The sequence below is a fragment of the Kitasatospora terrestris genome, from assembly GCF_039542905.1.
GTDB classification, from domain to species: Bacteria; Actinomycetota; Actinomycetes; order Streptomycetales; family Streptomycetaceae; genus Kitasatospora; species Kitasatospora terrestris.
This window is the reverse complement of the sequence record NZ_BAABIS010000001.1, coordinates 5,279,971-5,300,013: the sequence shown is the minus strand read 5'-3', so window position 1 is coordinate 5,300,013 and position 20,043 is coordinate 5,279,971. Positions and strand designations below refer to the sequence as shown.

The 20,043-nt window shown below is 73.1% G+C and carries 10 protein-coding genes; 9 read left to right on the top strand and 1 reads right to left on the bottom strand.

The window, feature by feature from the left end; genetic code table 11:
• Positions 1-11: 11 nt before the first annotated feature.
• Together ABEB06_RS24425 and ABEB06_RS24420 are read left to right on the top strand one after the other, a co-directional pair.
• A complete protein-coding gene (locus ABEB06_RS24425; protein ID WP_345699031.1) occupies positions 12-1,793 on the top strand; it encodes an ABC transporter transmembrane domain-containing protein in 1,782 nt (593 codons plus the stop codon).
• Complete coding sequence (locus ABEB06_RS24420) at positions 1,790-3,514, top strand: ABC transporter ATP-binding protein (protein WP_345699030.1); 1,725 nt, start codon at positions 1,790-1,792, stop codon at positions 3,512-3,514. The genes ABEB06_RS24425 and ABEB06_RS24420 overlap by 4 nt, the downstream gene beginning before the upstream one ends.
• A 51-nt stretch (positions 3,515-3,565) precedes the next feature.
• Here the strand turns inward: ABEB06_RS24420 and glgP are convergent, their stop codons facing one another.
• Positions 3,566-6,232, bottom strand: coding sequence for an alpha-glucan family phosphorylase (gene glgP / locus ABEB06_RS24415; protein WP_345699029.1), 2,667 nt, complete (start codon positions 6,230-6,232; stop codon positions 3,566-3,568).
• Positions 6,233-7,202: 970 nt separating this feature from the next.
• Here glgP and ABEB06_RS24410 point away from each other — a divergent pair.
• The 7 genes from ABEB06_RS24410 (at position 7,203) to pyk (ending at position 20,029) form a co-directional block, all read left to right on the top strand.
• Positions 7,203-9,161: an alpha-1,4-glucan--maltose-1-phosphate maltosyltransferase gene (locus tag ABEB06_RS24410; RefSeq protein ID WP_345701970.1), complete on the top strand. Its 1,959-nt coding sequence runs from the start codon at positions 7,203-7,205 to the stop codon at positions 9,159-9,161.
• A complete protein-coding gene (treS, locus tag ABEB06_RS24405; protein ID WP_345699028.1) occupies positions 9,158-10,858 on the top strand; it encodes a maltose alpha-D-glucosyltransferase in 1,701 nt (566 codons plus the stop codon). Before ABEB06_RS24410 ends, treS begins: the two co-directional genes overlap by 4 nt.
• A gap of 289 nt (positions 10,859-11,147) precedes the next feature.
• Positions 11,148-12,641, top strand: coding sequence for a maltokinase N-terminal cap-like domain-containing protein (locus ABEB06_RS24400; protein WP_345699027.1), 1,494 nt, complete (start codon positions 11,148-11,150; stop codon positions 12,639-12,641).
• A 36-nt stretch (positions 12,642-12,677) separates the two neighbouring features.
• The gene (gene glgB, locus ABEB06_RS24395) at positions 12,678-15,029 is read left to right on the top strand and encodes a 1,4-alpha-glucan branching protein GlgB (RefSeq protein WP_345699026.1); all 2,352 of its coding nucleotides are present in this window, start codon (positions 12,678-12,680) and stop codon (positions 15,027-15,029) included.
• A gap of 128 nt (positions 15,030-15,157) precedes the next feature.
• On the top strand, positions 15,158-17,296 hold the full coding sequence (gene pta / locus ABEB06_RS24390; RefSeq protein WP_345701969.1) for a phosphate acetyltransferase: 2,139 nt from the start codon (positions 15,158-15,160) through the stop codon (positions 17,294-17,296).
• A complete protein-coding gene (locus ABEB06_RS24385) occupies positions 17,293-18,498 on the top strand; it encodes an acetate kinase (protein ID WP_345699025.1) in 1,206 nt (401 codons plus the stop codon). The genes pta and ABEB06_RS24385 overlap by 4 nt, the downstream gene beginning before the upstream one ends.
• Before the next feature lie 100 nt (positions 18,499-18,598).
• The gene (gene pyk, locus ABEB06_RS24380; RefSeq protein WP_345699024.1) at positions 18,599-20,029 is read left to right on the top strand and encodes a pyruvate kinase; all 1,431 of its coding nucleotides are present in this window, start codon (positions 18,599-18,601) and stop codon (positions 20,027-20,029) included.
• Positions 20,030-20,043 lie beyond the last annotated feature (14 nt).

Sequence of the window (20,043 nt, the reverse complement as noted above, 5' to 3'; positions counted from 1 at the left end):
GGGTGCGCTGCGTGGACGATCGGAACGAACCGGGGACCCCGGACACCCGCGGCCCCGCCCGCTACCTCTGGTGGCTGACCCGCAGCCAGAAGGGGCGGGTGGCGGCCGGTGGCATCCTCGGCACCACGTGGATGCTGATGCTCACCCTGCAGCCGTACCTGCTCTCCCGCGCGATCGACGAGGGCCTGCGCGCCGACCGGCCTGGCCGGGTGGTCGGCTGGGCCGCGGTGATCCTGGCCTGCGGGGTGGTCAACGCCTGGATCAGCATGCTGCGCCACCGCACCATGACCCGGATCCGGATGGACGCCACCTTCCGCACCGTCCGGGTGGTGATCCGCCAGTCGGTCCGGCTGGGCGCCGCACTGCCCCGGCTGGTCACCTCCGGCGAGGTGGTCACCATCGGCATCGGCGACGTCGGCCAGATCGCCCGCACCCTGACCTTCGTCGGCCCGGGCGTCGGCTCGGTCGTGGCCCTGGCCGCCGTGGCCTGGCTGCTGCTGGCCATCTCCCCGCTGCTGGCCACCGTCGTGCTGCTGGGCGTCCCGCTGATGGTGGTCCTGGTCGGGCCGCTGCTCGGCCGGCTGCGCGGGGCGGAGTCCAGCTACCGCGAACGCCAGGGCCGGCTGGCCGCCCGCTTCGAGGACATGGTCGGCGGGCTGCGGGTGCTGAGCGGCCTCGGCGGCAAGGAGACCTACGCCGCGCGCTACCGCCGCGACTCCCAGGGGCTGCTCACCGACGGCTACCGGGTCGGCGCGGTCACCAGCTGGCTGCAGTCCTTCGGCGTCGGCCTGCCCACCCTGTTCCTCGCCGCCGTCACCTGGCTGGCCGCCCGGATGGCCGCGGGCGGCGAGATCACCGTCGGCGAACTGGTCGCCGTCTACGGCTACGTCGCGGTGCTGGTCGTCCCGGTGCAGTTCCTGATCGAGAGCGGACAGGACATCAGCCGCGGCCTGGTCGCCGCCGGCCGGGTGGTCCGCTTCCTCGGGCTCGACCCCGGCACCACCCCCGACGGCCGCCCGGCGCCCGAGTCGCCCGCCGTCCTGCGCGACCCCGAGTCCGGCCTGGAGCTCGCCCCCGGCGGGCTCACCGTGCTCGCCTGCGCCCGTCCCGAGGACAGCGCCGCCGTGGTCGACCGGCTCGCCCGCTTCGCACCGTCCGCCGCCGAGTGGGGCGGCCACCGCCTCGACACCGTCGCGCTGCCCGCCGTCCGGGAGCGGATCCTGGTCGCCGACAACGAGGCCGCGGTCTTCGCCGGTACCCTGCGCGAGGTGCTCTCCGGCCGCCGCCGACCCACCGACGAGGCCCTGCTCGCCGCGCTGGACGCGGCCGCCGCCCTCGACGTGCTGCGCGGCCTGCCCGACGGCCTGGACTCCCGGATCGACGCCGAGGGCCGCAACCTCTCGGGCGGCCAGCGCCAGCGCCTGCGGCTGGCCCGCGCGCTCGCCGCCGAGCCCGACATCCTGCTCGCCGTCGAACCGACCTCCGCCGTCGACGCCCACACCGAGGCCGCCATGGCCGCCGGTCTGCGCGCCGCCCGCACCGGCCGGACCACCCTGCTCACCGGCGTCTCCCCGCTGCTGCTCGACCGCGCCGACACCGTCGCCCACCTGGTCGACGGCAAGGTCGTCGCCACCGGCCGCCACCGCGACCTGCTGCGCGCCCACCCCGGCTACCGGGCCCTGGTCACCCGCGACGACGCCGAACCCGCCGACGCGGAACCCGCCGGCGCCGCGGCCGACCTGCCCGCGACCGACCTGCCCGCGCCGCGGACCGCCGAGGAGACCGTCCGATGACCGACCTGCCCGTCGCCGGACCCGCCGCCGTCCGCCGCGCCACCCTCGCCCTGATCCGGCGCGACCTGCGCGGCTTCACCTGGCTCCTCGCCCTCAACGCGCTCGCCGCGCTCGCCGGGCTGGTCGGCCCCTGGCTGCTCGGCCGGATCATCGACCGGGTCACCGCCGGGGCCGGCGCCGCCGCCGTCGACCGGCTCGCCCTCGCCATCCTGGCCGCCGCCCTCGCCCAGTTGCTGCTGGGCCGTCAGGCCCGTTACGCCGCCCACCGCTTCGGCGAGCGCACCTCCGCCCGGATCCGCGAGCAGTTCGTCGACCGCGCCCTCGCCCTGCCCCCCGCCACCGTCGAACGCGCGGGCACCGGCGACCTCACCACCCGCGGCACCACCGACGTCGCCGCCGTCGGCACCGCGCTGCGCGACGCGGCCCCCGACGTCTTCATCGCCCTGGTCCAGATCCTGCTGATCGTCGGCGCCCTGCTCACCGTCCAGCCGCTGCTCGGCGCCTGCGGCGCCGTCGGCATGGCCGGCATCTGGCTCGGCGCCCGCTGGTACCTGCGCCGCGCCCGCACGGCCTACCTCGCCGAGGGCGCCGCCACCTCCACCCTCGCCGAGGTCATCGCCGCCACCGCCTCCGGCGCCCGCACCGTCGAGGCGCTCGGCCTCCAGGCGCGCCGCACCGCCACCGGTGAGGCCGCCGTCGAGGACTGCCGCCGCACCCGGGAACGCACCCTCTTCCTGCGGAACGTCTTCTTCCCGATCGTCAGCGTCTCGTACACCGTCCCGGTGGTCGTGGTGCTGCTCGCCGGTGCCTTCCTGCACGCCCACGGGATGGTCACCCTCGGCGCCGCCGTCGCCGCCGCGCTGTACGTCCGCCAGCTGGAGAACCCGCTCGACACCGTCGTGGTCTGGATCGAGCAGCTCCAGTCCAGCGGCGCCTCCTACGCCCGCGTCGAGGGGCTCGCCGGCCTTCCGGCCGGCTCCCCCGCCGACGGCGGCGAACCGGCCGACGACCGGATCGAGGTCAGCGCGGTCCGGTACGCGTACGAGGGCCGCGACGACGTGCTGCACGGCGTCGACCTGACCGTCCGCCCCGGTGAGCGCCTCGCCGTCGTCGGACCGTCCGGCTCCGGCAAGACCACCCTCGCCCGGCTGCTCGCCGGCATGGACCGCCCCCGCGACGGCGCCGTCACCGTCGGCGGCACGCCGGTCGCCGACCTCGGCCCCGAACGCCTCCGCCGCCAGGTCGTCCTGGTCACCCAGGAGCACCACGTCTTCCTCGGCACCCTCCGCGACAACCTGCGGATCGCCGCACCGGACGCCGACGACGCCACCCTGACCGCCGCGCTCGACGCCGTCGGCTGGCAGCTGGAGCTCCCCGACGGCCTCGACACCGAACTCGGCGCCGGCGGCCACCACCTCGACGGCGCCCACGCCCAGCAGCTCGCCCTGGCCCGGGTCGTGCTCGCCGACCCGCACACGCTGATCCTCGACGAGGCCACCGCGCTGCTCGACCCGCGCACCGCGCGCGCCACCGAACGCGCCCTGGCCGCCGTCCTGGACGGCCGCACCGTGATCGCCGTCGCGCACCGGCTGCACACCGCGCACGACGCCGACCGCGTCGCGGTCATGCAGTCCGGCCGTCTCACCGAGCTCGGCACCCACGACGAACTGCTCGCCGCAGAGGGCCCGTACGCGGACCTCTGGCACACCTGGAAGCAGTGAACGGCCGGGGAGCGCACCACCCGGAGGCGGTGCGCTCCCCGTCGCTGCGCGTCAGCGCAGCATGCCGCTGTCCATCCCCGCCGCCTCCGCCGGGAGGGCGACCAGGCCGAGCTCCGCCGGGGAGGCGAGCAGCGGGTGGTCGGGCAGCACCCGGACGGTGTAGCCGAACGGGCCGGTCCGGGCCAGCTCCAGCAGGCCCTCGTACTTGATCCGCCCGTCCAGGTCGGGCCCGCCGGCCGGCTTCAGCGCGAGCACCGCCGCGTCCGAGATGCCGTCCGCCTCGTCGACCCGTCCGGAGACGACCTGGACCTCGACGTCCTCCGGCTGCAGGGTGCCGAGCGCGACCTGGACCCGCAGCGCGAGCGCCGTCCCGACCTCCTGCGCCTCGCCGGGCCCGTCCGCCTCGACGTGCTCGACCCGCACCGCGGGCCACCCGTCCCGGACCCGGGCCTTCCACTCGGCGAGCGTCCGCGCGCCCTCGTAGTCCGCCGCGGCCAGCTCGCGCTCGGCGTCCGCCGCCGGGGCGTACAGCCGCTCGACGTACTCGCGGACCATCCGGCCGGCCAGCACCTTGGGCCCGAGGGTGACCAGGGTGTGGCGGACCATGGAGATCCACCGGTGCGGCAGCCCGTCCGCGCCGCGGTCGTAGAACCGGGCGGCGACCTGGTGCTCGATCAGGTCGTACAGGGCGGCGGCCTCGATGTCGTCCCGCCGCACGGCCTCGGGGCTGTCGGGGTCGAGCCGGCTCTCGTCGCCGTCGGCGGTGGGGATGGCCCAGCCGTTCTGGCCGTCGTACCACTCGTCCCACCAGCCGTCGAGGATGGAGAGGTTGAGGCAGCCGTTGAGGGCGGCCTTCATCCCCGACGTGCCGCAGGCCTCCAGCGGCCGCAGCGGGTTGTTCAGCCAGACGTCGCAGCCGGGGTAGAGGGCCTTGGCCATCGCCATGTCGTAGTCCGGCAGGAAGACGATCCGGTGCCGCACCGCGGGGTCGTCGGCGAACGCGACCAGCTTCTGGATCAGCCGCTTGCCGCCGTCGTCGGCCGGGTGGGCCTTGCCGGCGACCACGATCTGCACCGGTGAGGTGGGGTGCAGCAGCAGGGCCTTCAGCCGAGCGGGGTCGCGCAGCATCAGGGTCAGCCGCTTGTACGAGGGCACCCGCCGGGCGAAGCCGATGGTGAGCACGTCCGGGTCGAGCACCGAGCCGACCCAGCCGAGCTCGGCCTCGCCGGCGCCGCGCTGCTGCCAGGAGGCCTTCAGCCGGAGCCGGGCCTCGTCGACCAGCTGGGCGCGCAGCGCGCGCCGCAGTTCCCAGATCTCCGGGTTGCCGATCTTCTCCAGCTCGCTCCAGCGCTTGGCCTCGCCGACGGTGATGGCGTCCTCGGCCCGCTCGTGCCCGAGCACGGTCGCGCCGACCCGCACCACGGCGGGGTCGATCCAGGTCGGCGCGTGGACGCCGTTGGTGACGGAGGTGATCGGCACCTCCTCCGGGTCGAAGCCCGGCCACAGGCCGCTGAACATCTCGCGGCTGACCGAGCCGTGCAGGGTGGAGACGCCGTTGGCGCGCTGGGCGAGGCGCAGGCCCATCGCGGCCATGTTGAACAGCTTGGGGTCGCCGCCCTGCCAGCTCTCGGCGCCGAGGGCGAGCACCTGGTCGACCGGCACGCCCGGGAGCGCCGCGTCCCCACCGAAGTGGCGGGCGACCAGCTCCCGGTCGAAGCGGTCGATGCCGGCCGGGACGGGGGTGTGGGTGGTGAACAGCGTGCCGGCCCGGACGGCCTCCAGGGCGGCGGCGAAGCCCAGCCCGTCCTGCGCGGTGACCAGCTCGCTGATCCGCTCCAGGCCGAGGAACCCGGCGTGGCCCTCGTTGGTGTGGAACACCTCCGGCTCCGGGTGGGCGGTCAGCCGGCAGTAGGTGCGGACGGCGCGCACGCCGCCGATGCCCAGCAGTATTTCCTGCAGCAGCCGGTGCTCGCTGCCGCCGCCGTAGAGCCGGTCGGTGACGTTGCGCTCGGCCGCGCTGTTGGCCTCGATGTCGGAGTCGAGCAGCAGCAGCGGAACCCGGCCGACCTGGGCGCGCCAGATCTGGGCGGCGAGCTGCCGGCCGCCGGGCAGCGCGAGGTCGACCCGGCAGGGGGTGCCGTCCGGCTCGCGGAGCAGGGTGACGGCCAGCTCGTCGGGGTCGAGCAGCGGGTAGCGCTCCTGCTGCCAGCCGTCCCGGGAGAGCGACTGCCGGAAGTAGCCGTGCCGGTAGAAGAGGCCGACGCCGATCAGCGGGACGCCGAGGTCGGAGGCGGACTTGAGGTGGTCGCCGGCCAGGATGCCGAGGCCGCCGGAGTACTGCGGGAGCGCGGCGGCGATGCCGTACTCGGGCGAGAAGTAGGCGATGGCGGCGGGCAGCTCGCCGGCCGCGTCGCCGCTCCGGGCCGACTGGTACCAGCGGGGTCCGGACAGGTAGTCGCGCAGCTCGTCGGCGAGGTCGCCGAGCCGGCGCAGGAAGCGCCGGTCGGTGGCCAGGGCGGCCAGCCGGGCCGCCGGGACCTCGCCGAGCAACCGGACCGGGTCCTCCCCGACCGCGGCCCACACCTCGGGGTCGACGGAGCGGAAGAGCTCCCTCGTCTCCGGGTGCCAGGACCAGCGGAGGTTCAGCGCCAGCTCGTGCAGCGGCTGCAGTTCTTCGGGCAGGACGGTGCGGACGGTGAATCTGCGGATGGCCTTCACGGCGTGAAGCGTAACCGCCGGAATGTGCCCGAGTGGGCGTCAGTTGCCGTAGTGCGCACCCGTTCGGCGCATTGGTGAGATCGTTTCAGGCGCGCTGGGGCGAACAGGGGCGCATTGGGGGCGCGCACACGGCAATGGGTGCGCCCTGGGCGCATGAACACTTCGAGACGGTGGCATTTCCGGTGTCTGATTCACCTCTGACCACCGTCCGAAATGAGACGCTTACCCGTACGCAGGTCTTGCCGGTGGTGCAAGGATGCACAAAGGTCGTTGGTGCCGCGGGGAGTGCGAACCGGAAGGCGCCCCTCGCTGCCCGGCGCCCGAAGCATGCCTCGTTGACGAACCCTCATCCCCCTTAGCCCATTCGGCTCCAGCTGGTGCGCTTCCGCGTGTCCTCCACCCCGACCCGATCGTTTTCGGGTGGGTTGGGTCACTCCGGGGCGCATCCTGAGTGACGCGCGCCGGTCGAGACCCTCGGCCTCGACCAGAGCCCCGGTGTGCGCGCACGCTCGGGGGCCGGAGCCGCGGCCGCCGGCCGTCGGGCAGGTGGTCGGGTCCGCCGGCACGGGCACGCTCCGGACGCGCGTCCTTCCTCACCCAGCAGTCCTCCCGGTACTCCCCCGGCACGCGGTCGGTGGGAGCTGCCGCCGATCTCGGGCAGGAGCTTGGCATGCACGGCGACACGCGGGACCAGTCCACCACCTTGCCGACGGACGGGACCGACACACCGTCAACCGCCGTGGAGCCACCACTCCCGGCCCCGCGCAAGGCCGCGGCACCGCGCAAAGCAGCCACCCCGCGCAAGGCCGCCGCACCGCGCAAAGCAGCCACCCCGCGCAAGGCCGCCGCACCGCGCCGGACGGCGGCGGGCACCGCCGGCGCCACCGGCTCGCCCGAGGCCGGCAAGTCCGCACCCCGCAAGGCCACCCCCCGCAAGAGCACCACCCGCAAGACGACAGAGAGCGACACCGTGATCGGCCGCATCCCCGTCCTGGACGTCACCCCCCTCGTCGACGCCGGACGCCGTCCGGCCAAGGCCGTGGTCGGCGAACGCTTCCTGGTCTCCGCCACCGTCTTCCGCGAGGGCCACGACGCGGTCAACGCGAACGTGGTCCTGCGCGACCCGCGCGGCCGCAGCGGCCCCTGGACCCCGATGCGGGAGCTGTCCGAGGGCAGCGACCGCTGGGGCGCGTACGTCACGCCGACCGCGTCGGGCCGCTGGTCGTACCTGGTGGAGGCGTGGAGCGACCCGGTCGCCACCTGGCGGAAGACCGCCGCGGTGAAGCTGCCGGCCGGCATCGACACCGCGCTGGTGCTGGAGGAGGGCGCGGCCCTGCTGGAGCGCGCCGCGGGCGGGGTGCCGAAGAAGGAGGGCCGCCACCACGTGCTGGCCGCGGTGGACGCGCTGCGCGACCCGGGCCTGCCGCCGCTCAGCCGGTACGCGGCCGCGCTGGCCCCCGAGGTGCTGACGCTGCTGGCCCGCTACCCGCTGCGCGAGCTGGTCTCCGCCACCCGCCCGCTGCCGCTCCAGGTGGACCGCCGGCGCGCGCTGTACGGCGCCTGGTACGAGTTCTTCCCGCGCTCCGAGGGCGCGGTGGTGGACCCGTCCGGCGCGTCCGCCCCGGTCTCCGGGACGCTGCGCACCGCCGCCGAGCGGCTGCCCGCGGTCGCCGCGATGGGCTTCGACGTGGTCTACCTGCCGCCGATCCACCCGATCGGCCGGGCCTACCGCAAGGGCCCCAACAACTCCCTGACCGCCGGCCCGCACGACGTCGGCTCGCCGTGGGCGATCGGCTCCCCCGAGGGCGGCCACGACGCCGTCCACCCGGACCTCGGCACCATCGAGGACTTCGACCACTTCGTCGCCGAGGCCACCGCGCTCAACCTGGAGGTCGCGCTCGACTTCGCCCTCCAGTGCTCGCCGGACCACCCGTGGGTCAACAAGCACCCCGAGTGGTTCACCCACCGCCCCGACGGCACCATCGCCCACGCCGAGAACCCGCCGAAGAAGTACCAGGACATCTACCCGATCAACTTCGACCAGGACTTCGACGGCCTGGTCAAGGAGACGGTCCGGATCCTGCGGCACTGGATGGCGCACGGCGTGCGGATCTTCCGCGTGGACAACCCGCACACCAAGCCGGTCAGCTTCTGGGAGCGGGTGCTCTCCGACATCGCCCGCACCGACCCCGACGTGGTCTTCCTCGCCGAGGCCTTCACCCGGCCCGCGATGATGCACACCCTGGGGAAGATCGGCTTCCACCAGTCCTACACCTACTTCACCTGGCGCAACGACAAGGCCGAGCTCACCGAGTACCTGACGGAGCTCACCGGCGAGGCCGCCGCCTACATGCGGCCGAACTTCTTCCCCACCACCCCGGACATCCTGCACGAGTACCTGCAGACCGGCGGCCGGGCGGCGTTCGCCGTCCGCGCGGTGCTCGCGGCCACGCTCTCCCCGAGCTACGGCATCTACGCGGGCTACGAACTGTGCGAGAACGAGCCCGCGCACCCCGGCTCGGAGGAGTTCCTGGACTCCGAGAAGTACGAGCTGCGCCCGCGCGACTGGACCAGGACCGACACCCTGGCCCCGCTGCTCACCGCCCTGAACCGACTGCGCCGCCGGCACCCCGCGCTCCAGCAGCTGCGGGACCTGCGCTTCCACCCCACGGACAGCGAGCACGTCCTCGCCTTCTCGAAGAGCGCGCTCACCGAGGAGGGCCACGAGGACACCGTGATCACCGTGGTCAACCTGGACCCGCACCACGTCCGGGAGGCCACCGTCACGCTCGAGGGGTTCGAGGGTCCGCTGACGGTGCACGACGAGCTCACCGGCGCCACCTACACCTGGGGCCGGCACAACTACGTCCGGCTCGACCCATCCGCCGAGCCGGCTCACCTCCTCACGGTTCGGAGGAACCCTCAGTGACAGTCAACGAGCCCGTCCCGGACACCTTCGCCGACACGCCCAGCCGAGACCGGGACCCGGAGTGGTTCAAACGCGCGGTCTTCTACGAGGTGCTGGTGCGGTCCTTCCAGGACAGCAACGGCGACGGGATCGGTGACCTCAGGGGGCTCACCTCGAAGCTGGACTACCTGCAGTGGCTGGGCGTGGACTGCCTCTGGCTCCCCCCGTTCATGGCCTCGCCGCTGCGGGACGGCGGCTACGACGTGGCGGACTACAAGTCGGTGCTGCCGGAGTTCGGCGACCTGGCGGACTTCGTGGAGTTCGTCGACGCGGCCCACGCCCGGGGCATGCGGGTGATCATCGACTTCGTGGTCAACCACACCAGTGACCAGCACCCGTGGTTCCAGTCCTCGCGGACGGATCCGGACGGGCCGTACGGCGACTTCTACATGTGGGCGGACGACGACAAGCAGTACCCGGACGCGCGCATCATCTTCGTCGACACCGAGACCTCCAACTGGACGTACGACCCGGTCCGCAAGCAGTACTACTGGCACCGGTTCTTCTCGCACCAGCCGGACCTCAACTACGACAACCCGCTGGTCCAGGAGGAGGTGATCGCGGCCCTGCGGTTCTGGCTGGACCTCGGCATCGACGGCTTCCGGCTGGACGCGGTGCCGTACCTCTACGCCCGCGAGGGGACGAACTGCGAGAACCTGCCGGAGACGCACGAGTTCCTCCGGCGGCTGCGCAAGGAGATCGACGCCAACTACCCGGACACCGTGCTGCTGGCCGAGGCCAACCAGTGGCCGGAGGACGTGGTCGACTACTTCGGCGACTTCGCCTCGGGCGGCGACGAGTGCCACATGGCGTTCCACTTCCCGGTGATGCCGCGGATCTTCATGGCGGTCCGGCGGGAGTCGCGCTACCCGGTCTCGGAGATCCTGGCCAAGACCCCGGCGATCCCCTCCGGCTGCCAGTGGGGCATCTTCCTGCGCAACCACGACGAGCTGACCCTGGAGATGGTCACCGACGAGGAGCGCGACTACATGTACGCGGAGTACGCGAAGGACCCGCGGATGCGGGCCAACGTGGGCATCCGCCGCCGGCTCGCGCCGCTGCTGGAGAACGACCGCAACCAGACCGAGCTGTTCACCGCCCTGCTGCTCTCGCTGCCCGGTTCGCCGGTGCTGTACTACGGCGACGAGATCGGCATGGGCGACAACATCTGGCTGGGCGACCGGGACGGCGTCCGCACCCCGATGCAGTGGACGCCCGACCGCAACGCGGGTTTCTCCTCCGCCGACCCGGGCAGGCTCAGTCTGCCGCCCATCATGGATCCGGTGTACGGCTATCAGGTGACCAACGTCGAAGCGCAGCAGAGCAGTTCGAGCTCGCTGCTGCACTGGACGCGTCGCATGATCGAGATCCGCAAGCTCAATCCGGCGTTCGGCCTCGGCAGCTACACCGAGCTGCCCTCCAGCAACCCCGCGGTGCTGGCCTTCGTGCGCGAGTACGAGGGTGACCTGGTCATGTGCGTGAACAACTTCTCGCGGTTCGCGCAGCCGACCGAACTGGACCTGCGGCAGTACGGGGGGCGGTACCCGGTCGAGCTGATCGGCGGCGTCCGCTTCCCCTCCATCGGCGAGTGGCCGTACCTGCTCACGCTGGCCGGCCACGGCTTCTACTGGTTCCAGCTGCGCAAGAACGGCAAGTGAACACGGACCGGTAGGTCTACGAAGTAACGATCCGTCAGCAACGACCGCCAGGCCCTGTCCGGGCACCCACCTCCGGGGGCGCGCAAGGGGGCGCGCGAGCCGCAACTCCGCACCCCCGGAGGTCTCTGCACCACCGCGTACGCAGAACAGCCCAACGGCCACCCACACGAAGGCGTGACACCCGAGCCGCGCTCGCGTGCCGTCGCCGTCCGCGCCGCCGAAATCCGGAAGACTGACGGGCCCGGCCACGACCGTCGGGCACTGGGCCCGCTTCCGGGGAAAGGGAGTCATGTCCGAAACCTCCCGTTCTCAAGCCCACGTGCACCGTGAGCCGTCCGAGGGGGCCCCCGCGGCCGTCGGGACGCGCCCGGGCACCGGGGTCCGGAGAACCGCCGCGGGGGTCAGCGAGCTCGTCCAGGCCGCCCTGCCGCTGATCTCCGCCTGGCTCCCCACCCAGCGCTGGTACGCCGGCAAGGGACGGGCGATCAGCGGGCTGACCCCGGTGGTCGGCACGCCGCTCCAGGTCGGTGACCCGGCCCTGCTGCACCTGCTGCTGCGGGTCGAACACGGCGGCGGCGCGGCCGCCTCGGGCGACGTCTACCAGCTGCTCCTCGGCATCCGTTCGCAGCCGCCCACCGGGATCGGCCCGGGCGCGGTGCTCGGCCGACTGGACGGCGGCACCTACGACGGCGCGACGCTCTACGACGCGGTGCACGACCCCGAGCTGACCGGCCGGCTGCTGGAGCACCTGGCCACCGGCGACCGCTTCGGCTCGCTCTCCTTCCGGCGCACCCCCGGTTCCGGCCTGCCCAGCAACATCCCCGGCCGGGCCTCCACCGCCGAGCAGTCGAACTCCTCGGTCATCTACGACACCTCCCTCATCCTCAAGCTCTTCCGCCGGATCAGCCCCGGCACCAACCCGGACCTGGAGCTCTCGCTCGCCCTCTCCCGGGCCGGCTCGACCCGCATCCCCCGGGTCGCCGCCTGGTTCGAGTGCCGGCTGGAGCGGTCCGAACCGGCCACTCTCGGCCTGCTCCAGCGCTACCTCCCGGACGCCGAGGACGGCTGGGAGCTGGCCCTGGACCAGGTGGCCCGACTCAAGGGCGACCCCTCCCCCGGCAACTTCGCGATCGAGGCGCACCGGCTCGGCCGGGCCACCGCCGAGGTGCACCGGGTGCTGGCCCGCACCATGCCCACCGCCCGCCTGGACCGCGCCGCGATCGGCCGCCTGGTCGAGGCGATGGAGGACCGGCTGGACTCCGCGGTCGGCGTCGTCCCCGGCCTGCTGCGCTACCGCTCGGCGCTGCGGGGCGCCTTCCAGCAGCTCACCGCCGACCACCTGGAGGGCCTGCAGGTCCAGCGGATCCACGGCGACCTGCACCTGGGCCAGGCCATGCGGACCCCGCAGGGCTGGGTGCTGCTCGACTTCGAGGGCGAGCCCGCCAAGCCGCTCGCCGAGCGCAGGCTGCCGCAGCCCGCGCTGCGCGACGTCGCCGCGATGCTGCGCTCCTTCGACTACGCGGCCGCCCACCTGCTGGCCGGCGCCCCCGGCCCGGATCCGGAACTCGCCCACCTGGCCTCCGCCTGGGCGGCCCGCAACCGGGCCGCCTACTGCGCCGGCTACACGGCGGGCGGCGGCACCGACCCGGCCGCCACGCCGGAGCTGATGCGCGCCCTGGAGATCGACAAGGCGGTGTACGAGGTCGTCTACGAGGCCCGGCACCGGCCCAGCTGGCTCCCCATCCCGCTGGCCGCCATCAACCGCCTGGCCCTGACTGTCTGACGAACCCTCGACACACCCCCTCCCGGAGGACCCGCCGTGACACCGCTCGGCCCCAAGCGCGACCGCTCGACCCGCGTGCCCGCCACCTTCCTGAACGACGGTGCCGGACAACCGGCGCCCGCCCGGGCGACCCGGCGGCGGGAGCCCGCGGCGCCGCGGCGGGCCGAGGCGGCGCCGGGCGCGGTCCTCCGCCTCCCCGAGGCGCCGCTGCCGCCCGGCGAGGTCGACCGCCTCGTCTCCGGCGGCCACCACGACCCGCACGCCCTGCTCGGCGCCCACCTCACCACGGAGGGCACCGCGATCCGGGTGCTGCGGCCGTTCGCCGAGCGGATCGTGATCGAGACCGAGCAGGGGCCGGCCGAGCTGACCCACCAGCACGGCGGCCTGTTCACCGGCCTGCTGGCCGGGCGGGAGTTCCCGGCGTACCGGCTGCGGGTCCACTACCCCGGGGCCGAGCCGCTGCTCCAGGAGGACGGCTACCGGATCGCCCCCACCCTGGGCGAGCTGGACCTCCACCTGATCGCCGAGGGCCGCCACGAGCAGCTCTGGCGGGCGCTGGGCTCGCACGTCCGGACGGTCGACGGGATCCCCGGCGTCTCCTTCGCCGTCTGGGCGCCCAACGCGGCCGGCGTCCGGCTGATCGGCGACTTCAACCACTGGGACGGCACCGGGCACCCGATGCGCTCGCTCGGCTCCTCCGGCATCTGGGAGCTGTTCGTCCCCGGCCTGGCCGCCGGCGCCGTCTACAAGTACGAGGTCCACACCCGCCAGGGCTGGGTCCTGAAGAAGGCCGACCCGCTGGCCCGCGCCACCCAGGTCCCGCCGGAGACCGCCTCGGTGGTGACGAGCTCGGACTACACCTGGGGCGACGACTCCTGGATGGCCGAGCGGGCCCGCACCGTGCACCACCGCGCGCCGATGTCGGTCTACGAGCTGCACCTGGCCTCCTGGCGGCCGGACCTCACCAGCTACCGCGAGATCGCCGAGGTGCTGCCCGGCTACCTGGCCGGGCTGGGCTTCACCCACGTGGAGTTCATGCCGGTGATGGAGCACCCCTTCGGCGGCTCCTGGGGCTACCAGGTCTCCGGCTTCTACGCCCCCACCGCCCGGCTGGGGTCGCCGGACGACTTCAAGCACCTGGTGGACACCCTGCACCGGCACGGCATCGGCGTGATCGTCGACTGGGTGCCCGCGCACTTCCCGAAGGACGACTTCGCGCTGGCCCGCTTCGACGGCGAGCCGCTCTACGAGCCGGCCGACCCGCTGCGCGCCGAGCACCCCGACTGGGGCACCCTGGAGTTCGACTACGGCCGCACCGAGGTGCGCAACTTCCTGGTCGCCAACGCGGTCTACTGGTGCGAGGAGTTCCACGTCGACGGCCTGCGGGTGGACGCGGTGGCGTCCATGCTCTACCTCGACTACTCCCGCGAGGGCGGCGCCTGGACGCCCAACCAGTACGGCGGTCGGGAGAACCTGGACGCCGCCTCCTTCCTGCAGGAGATGAACGCCACCGTCTACCGCCGCTGCCCGGGCGTGGTGACCATCGCCGAGGAGTCCACCGCCTGGGAGGGCGTCACGCGCCCCACCGACACCGGCGGCCTGGGCTTCGGCCTGAAGTGGAACATGGGCTGGATGCACGACTCGCTGGTCTACATGTCCAAGGAGCCGGTGCACCGCAAGTTCCACCACAACGACATCACCTTCTCCATGGTGTACGCCTACTCGGAGAACTACGTGCTGCCGATCTCGCACGACGAGGTGGTGCACGGCAAGGGCGCGCTGGTCTCCAAGATGCCCGGCGACTGGTGGCAGCAGCGGGCCAACCACCGCGCCTACCTCGGCTTCATGTGGTCCCACCCTGGCAAGCAACTGCTCTTCATGGGGCAGGAGTTCGCCCAGGGAGCCGAATGGGACCACGAGCACGGCCCGCAGTGGTGGGTGCTCGACGACGCCTGGCCGGCCGCCGCCGACCACCGCGGCGTGCGCGAACTGGTCGGCGACCTCAACCGGGTCTACCGGAGCACCCCGGCCCTGTACGAGCAGGACACCGTCCCGGCCGGCTTCCGCTGGCTGGACGGCGGCGCGGCGGAGGACAACGTGCTCTCCTTCGTCCGGTACGCCGCCGACGGCACCCCGCTGGTCGCGGTCTGCAACTTCTCCCCCGTCGTCCGGCACAACTTCCGGATCGGCCTGCCCCAGCTCGACGGCGCCGAGCAGCTGTGGGAGGAGGCGCTCAACACCGACGCCGAGGCCTACGGCGGCAGCGGCCTCGGCAACTCCCACCCCGTCAAGGCCGAAGCCACCCCGTGGAACGGCCAGCCGCGGTCCACCGAGCTGCTCCTCCCGCCGCTCGCCACCCTCTGGCTGCGCCCCGCCGGACAGGACTGACCGCCCGGGGGCGAGTGACCTTCGTCCCTTGCCCCCATCGGGTTCACCTGAGTGCGTACGGCAGTCCCGAATGCGAAGGTATGGTCGAATTGACCAGCACCTGGGACGACGGGATGGGAGACACCCACGTGGCGCGCAGCGTGTACGTGACCGGGATCGACCGGGGGGACGGCCGGCAGGCCGTCGAGCTCGGGGTCATGGAACTGCTCACCCGCCAGGTGGACCGGGTCGGGGTGTTCCGCCCGCTGGTGCACGCGCACGCCCCCGGCGAGGCCGGCTCCGACCACGTCGTCGAGCTGCTGCGCACCCGCTACCGCCTGGATGTCCCGTCCACCGAGCTGTACGGCCTGACCTACGAGGAGGCGGCCGCCCTGCAGGCCGCCCAGGGGCAGGACGAGTTGGTCTCCGCGCTGGTCGACCGGTTCCGCGCGCTGGAGCGCCGGTGCCAGGCGGTGCTGGTGCTGGGCACGGACTTCGCCGGCACCAACATCCCCGACGAACTCGCCTTCAACGCCCGGCTGGCGAACGAGTTCGGCGCCTGGGTCCTCCCGGTGGTGGGCGGCCAGGACGAGGACCCGCAGGCGGTGATCGCCGAGGTTCGCAACGCCCACCGCGCGTACACCGACCTCGGCTGCTCCACCCTCGCGGTGATCGCCAACCGGGTGGCGCCCGCCGCCAAGCAGCAGGTGCAGCGCACCCTCAGCGAGAAGCTCCCGGTCCCGGTCTACGTGATCCCCGAGGAGCTGGCGCTGGCCGCCCCCACGGTGGCCCAGCTGGTCGAGGCGACCGGCGCCGAGGTGCTGCTGGGCGACGCGGCCGGCCTGGCCCGGGACGTCCGCTCCTTCGTCTTCGGCGGCGCGATGCTGCCGACCTTCCTGACCGCCCTGACCGAGGGCGCGCTGGTGGTCACCCCGGGGGACCGCGCGGACCTGGTGATCGGCTCGCTCGCCGCGCACGCGGCCGGCGCCCCGCCGATCGCCGGCGTGCTGCTGACCCTCGGCCAGCACCCGGGCCCGAACGTGATGGCGCTGGCCGCCCGGCTCGCCCCCGGCACCCCGGTGGCGGTGGTCCCGGAGGGCAGCTGGCCGACCGCCGCGACCCTCACCCACCTGGAGGGCCGGATCGGCCCGAGCTCCCCGCGGAAGGCCGAGATCGCCCTCGGCCTGTTCGAACTCCACGTGGACACGGCCGAGTTGACCAGGCGGATCGAGCTGGTCCGGACGGAGCGGACCACCCCGATGATGTTCGAGCACGAGCTGCTGGAGCGGGCCCGCGGCCGCCGCAAGCACATCGTGCTGCCCGAGGGCACCGAGGAGCGGGTGCTGCGCGCCGCCGAGATCCTGCTGCGCCGCAACATCTGCGACCTGACCCTGCTCGGCGACCCGGCGGCGGTCCGGCGCAAGGCGGCCGCGGCCGGCATCGCGCTGCCCGGCCCGGACGGGGACGCCGACCGCGCCCGGGTCCGGATCGTCGACCCGGCCGAGAGCCCGCTGCGCCAGCAGTTCGCCGAGCTCTACGCCAAGCTGCGCGCCCACAAGGGCATGACCGTGGAGCGGGCGCTGGACGTGGTCACCGACGTCTCCTACTTCGGCACCCTGATGGTGCAGGAGGGCATCGCCGACGGCATGGTCTCCGGCGCGGTGCACTCCACCGCGGCGACGATCCGCCCGGCGTTCGAGGTGATCAAGACCTCCCCGGGCGCGGCGATCGTCTCCTCGGTCTTCTTCATGTGCCTGGCCGACAGGGTCCTGGTGTACGGCGACTGCGCGGTCAACCCGGACCCGGACGCCCAGCAGCTGGCCGACATCGCCATCCAGTCCGCCGCCACCGCCGCCCGCTTCGGCGTCGAGCCCCGGATCGCGATGCTCTCCTACTCCACCGGCACCTCCGGCTCCGGTGCGGACGTCGACAAGGTCCGCAAGGCGACCGAGCTGGTCCGCGAGCTGCGCCCGGACCTGCTGGTCGAGGGCCCGATCCAGTACGACGCGGCGGTGGACGCGCACGTCGCCGCCACCAAGCTGCCCGGCTCCCCGGTGGCCGGCCGGGCGACGGTGCTGATCTTCCCGGACCTGAACACCGGCAACAACACCTACAAGGCGGTGCAGCGCTCGGCCGGTGCCGTCGCGGTCGGCCCGGTGCTGCAGGGCCTGCGCAAGCCGGTCAACGACCTCTCCCGCGGCGCCCTGGTCGAGGACATCGTCAACACCGTCGCGATCACCGCCGTCCAGGCCCAGGGGCTGGACGCCTCCGAAGGAGCCGAGCTGTGAGTGAAGGCACGCACGTCCTGGTCCTGAACGCGGGCTCGTCCTCGGTCAAGTACCAGCTGATCGACATGCTGGACGGGTCGCGGCTGGCGGCCGGCCTGGTGGAGCGGATCGGCGAGTCGGGCGGGCGGCTGGCCCACACCCCGCGCAGCGGGGAGCGGCGGGAGAGCTTCGAGGCCTTCCCGGACCACGCGGCCGCGCTGAAGGCGGTGGCCGGCGAGCTCGCCGCCGACGGGGTGGGCCTGGACTCCCCGGCGCTGGCCGCGATCGGCCACCGGGTGGTGCACGGCGGGCAGCGGTTCACCGCTCCCACCCTGATCACCGACGAGGTGCTGGCCGAGGTCCGCCGGCTGATCCCGGTGGCGCCGCTGCACAATCCGGCCAACATCACCGGCATCGAGGTGGCCCGCGCGCTGCGTCCCGACCTTCCGCAGGTGGCGGTCTTCGACACCGCCTTCCACGCGACGCTGCCCGAGCACGCGGCCCGGTACGCGATCGACCGGGAGACCGCCGACGCGCACCGGGTGCGCCGGTACGGCTTCCACGGCACCTCCCACCAGTACGTCTCGCGGGCCACCGCCCGGCTGCTGGGCAAGGACCCGGCCGAGGTGAACGTGATCGTGCTGCACCTGGGCAACGGGGCGTCCGCCTCGGCGGTGGCCGGCGGGGTCTGCGTGGAGACCTCGATGGGCCTGACCCCGCTGGAGGGCCTGGTGATGGGCACCCGCTCCGGCGACGTGGACCCCGGCCTGGTGTTCCACCTGCACCGGGTGGGCGGGCTGACGGTCGATGAGATCGACAGCCTGCTGAACCGCCGCAGCGGCCTGCTCGGCCTGTGCGGGGACAACGACATGCGCGAGATCATGCGCCGCGCCGACGAGGGCGACGCCGACGCGGGGCTGGCCTTCGACGCCTACGTGCACCGGCTGCGGAAGTACCTCGGCGCCTACTACGCGGTGCTCGGCCGGGTGGACGCGGTCGCGTTCACGGCGGGCGTGGGCGAGAACGCCGCGCCGGTGCGCGCGGCCGCGTGCGCCGGCTTGGAGGAGCTCGGGATCGCGGTCGATCCGGAGCTCAATTCGGTCCGCTCCGGCGAGGCCCGGATGATCTCCCCGGCGTACGCCAGGGTGGCGGTGGCCGTGGTGCCGACCGACGAGGAGCTGGAGATCGCCCAGCAGGCGTTCGCGCTGGTCCATCAGCCGTAAATGACTACTCGTCAGTATCCCACCCCTCGGAATGTTCGTTGGCGATATCTGGCGATTCGAGTCGAATGTACCGATAACACGAACGGATAGACTGACGGATATGCGCCGAGCGAAAATTGTCTGCACCCTGGGTCCTGCCACGGACTCCTATGAACAGCTGAAGGCCATCGTCGAGGCGGGCATGAACGTCGCCCGACTGAACATGAGCCACGGCTCCCACCCCGAGCACGAGGAGCGGTACCGCAAGGTCCGCCAGGTCTCCGCGGACACCGGCCGGACCATCGGTGTCCTGGCCGACCTGCAGGGCCCGAAGATCCGTCTGGCGACCTTCGCCAACGGTCCGGTGACCGTCGACAACGGCGACACGTTCACCATCACCACCGAGGATGTGCCCGGGGACCAGCACATCTGCGGCACCACCTACAAGGGCCTGCCCGGCGACGTGAAGCCCGGCGACCCGATCCTGATCAACGACGGCGTCATCGCCCTGGAGGTCGTCAGCGTCGACGGCCCGCGGGTGAAGACCGTGGTGGTCGAGGGCGGCGTGCTCTCGAACAACAAGGGCATCAACCTGCCCGGCGCGGCGGTCAACGTCCCCGCGCTCTCCGAGAAGGACAAGGACGACCTGCGCTTCGCGCTCCGCCTGGGCGTCGACATGGTCGCGCTGTCCTTCGTCCGCAACGCCGCGGACATCGACGACGTGCACAAGGTGATGGACGAGGTCGGCATCCGCGTCCCGGTCATCGCCAAGATCGAGAAGCCGCAGGCCGTCGAGGCGATGGAGGAGATCGTCCTCGCCTTCGACGCGATCATGGTGGCCCGCGGCGACCTCGCGGTCGAGTACCCGCTGGAGAAGGTGCCGCTGGTCCAGAAGCAGCTGATCACCCTCGCCCGCCGCAACGCCAAGCCGGTCATCGTCGCCACCCAGATGATGGAGTCGATGATCCACGCCTCGCGTCCGACCCGCGCCGAGGTCTCCGACGTCGCCAACGCCATCCTGGACGGCACCGACGCGGTCATGCTCTCCGCCGAGTCCAGCGTGGGCAAGTACCCGGTCGAGACCGTCAAGACCATGAGCAGGATCGCCGAGAAGGCCGAGGAGGAGCTGCTCTCGCAGGGCCTCCAGCCGCTCAACCCGGGCCGCAAGCCGCGCACCCAGGGCGGCTCCATCGCCCGCGCCGCGTGCGAGCTGGGCGACTTCCTCAACGGCCAGGCGCTGGTCGCGTTCACCAAGTCCGGTGACACCGCCCGCCGCCTGTCCCGCTACCGCTCGCCGATCCCGGTGATCGCGTTCACCCCGGACGCGGCCACCCGCAACCAGCTCTCGCTGAGCTGGGGCGTCGAGGCCTACGTCACCGAGCAGGTCGAGACCACCGACGAGATGGTCGCGCAGGTCGACCGGGAGCTGCTGCGGATGAACCGCCTCGACGAGGGCAACACCGTCATCGTCACGGCCGGCTCCCCGCCCGGCGTCCCCGGCAACACCAACATGGTGCAGGTGCACCACCTGGGCACCCGCTCCGAGGGCTGACCCCGTACACGTGA

Excerpts from the sequence above, each read along its gene's own strand:
- ABEB06_RS24420 (WP_345699030.1), top strand. The coding sequence starts at position 1,790 with ATGACCGACCTGCCCGTCGCCGGACCCGCCGCCGTCCGCCGCGCCACC.
- ABEB06_RS24400 (WP_345699027.1), top strand. The coding sequence starts at position 11,148 with ATGTCCGAAACCTCCCGTTCTCAAGCCCACGTGCACCGTGAGCCGTCC.
- pyk (WP_345699024.1), top strand. The coding sequence starts at position 18,599 with ATGCGCCGAGCGAAAATTGTCTGCACCCTGGGTCCTGCCACGGACTCC.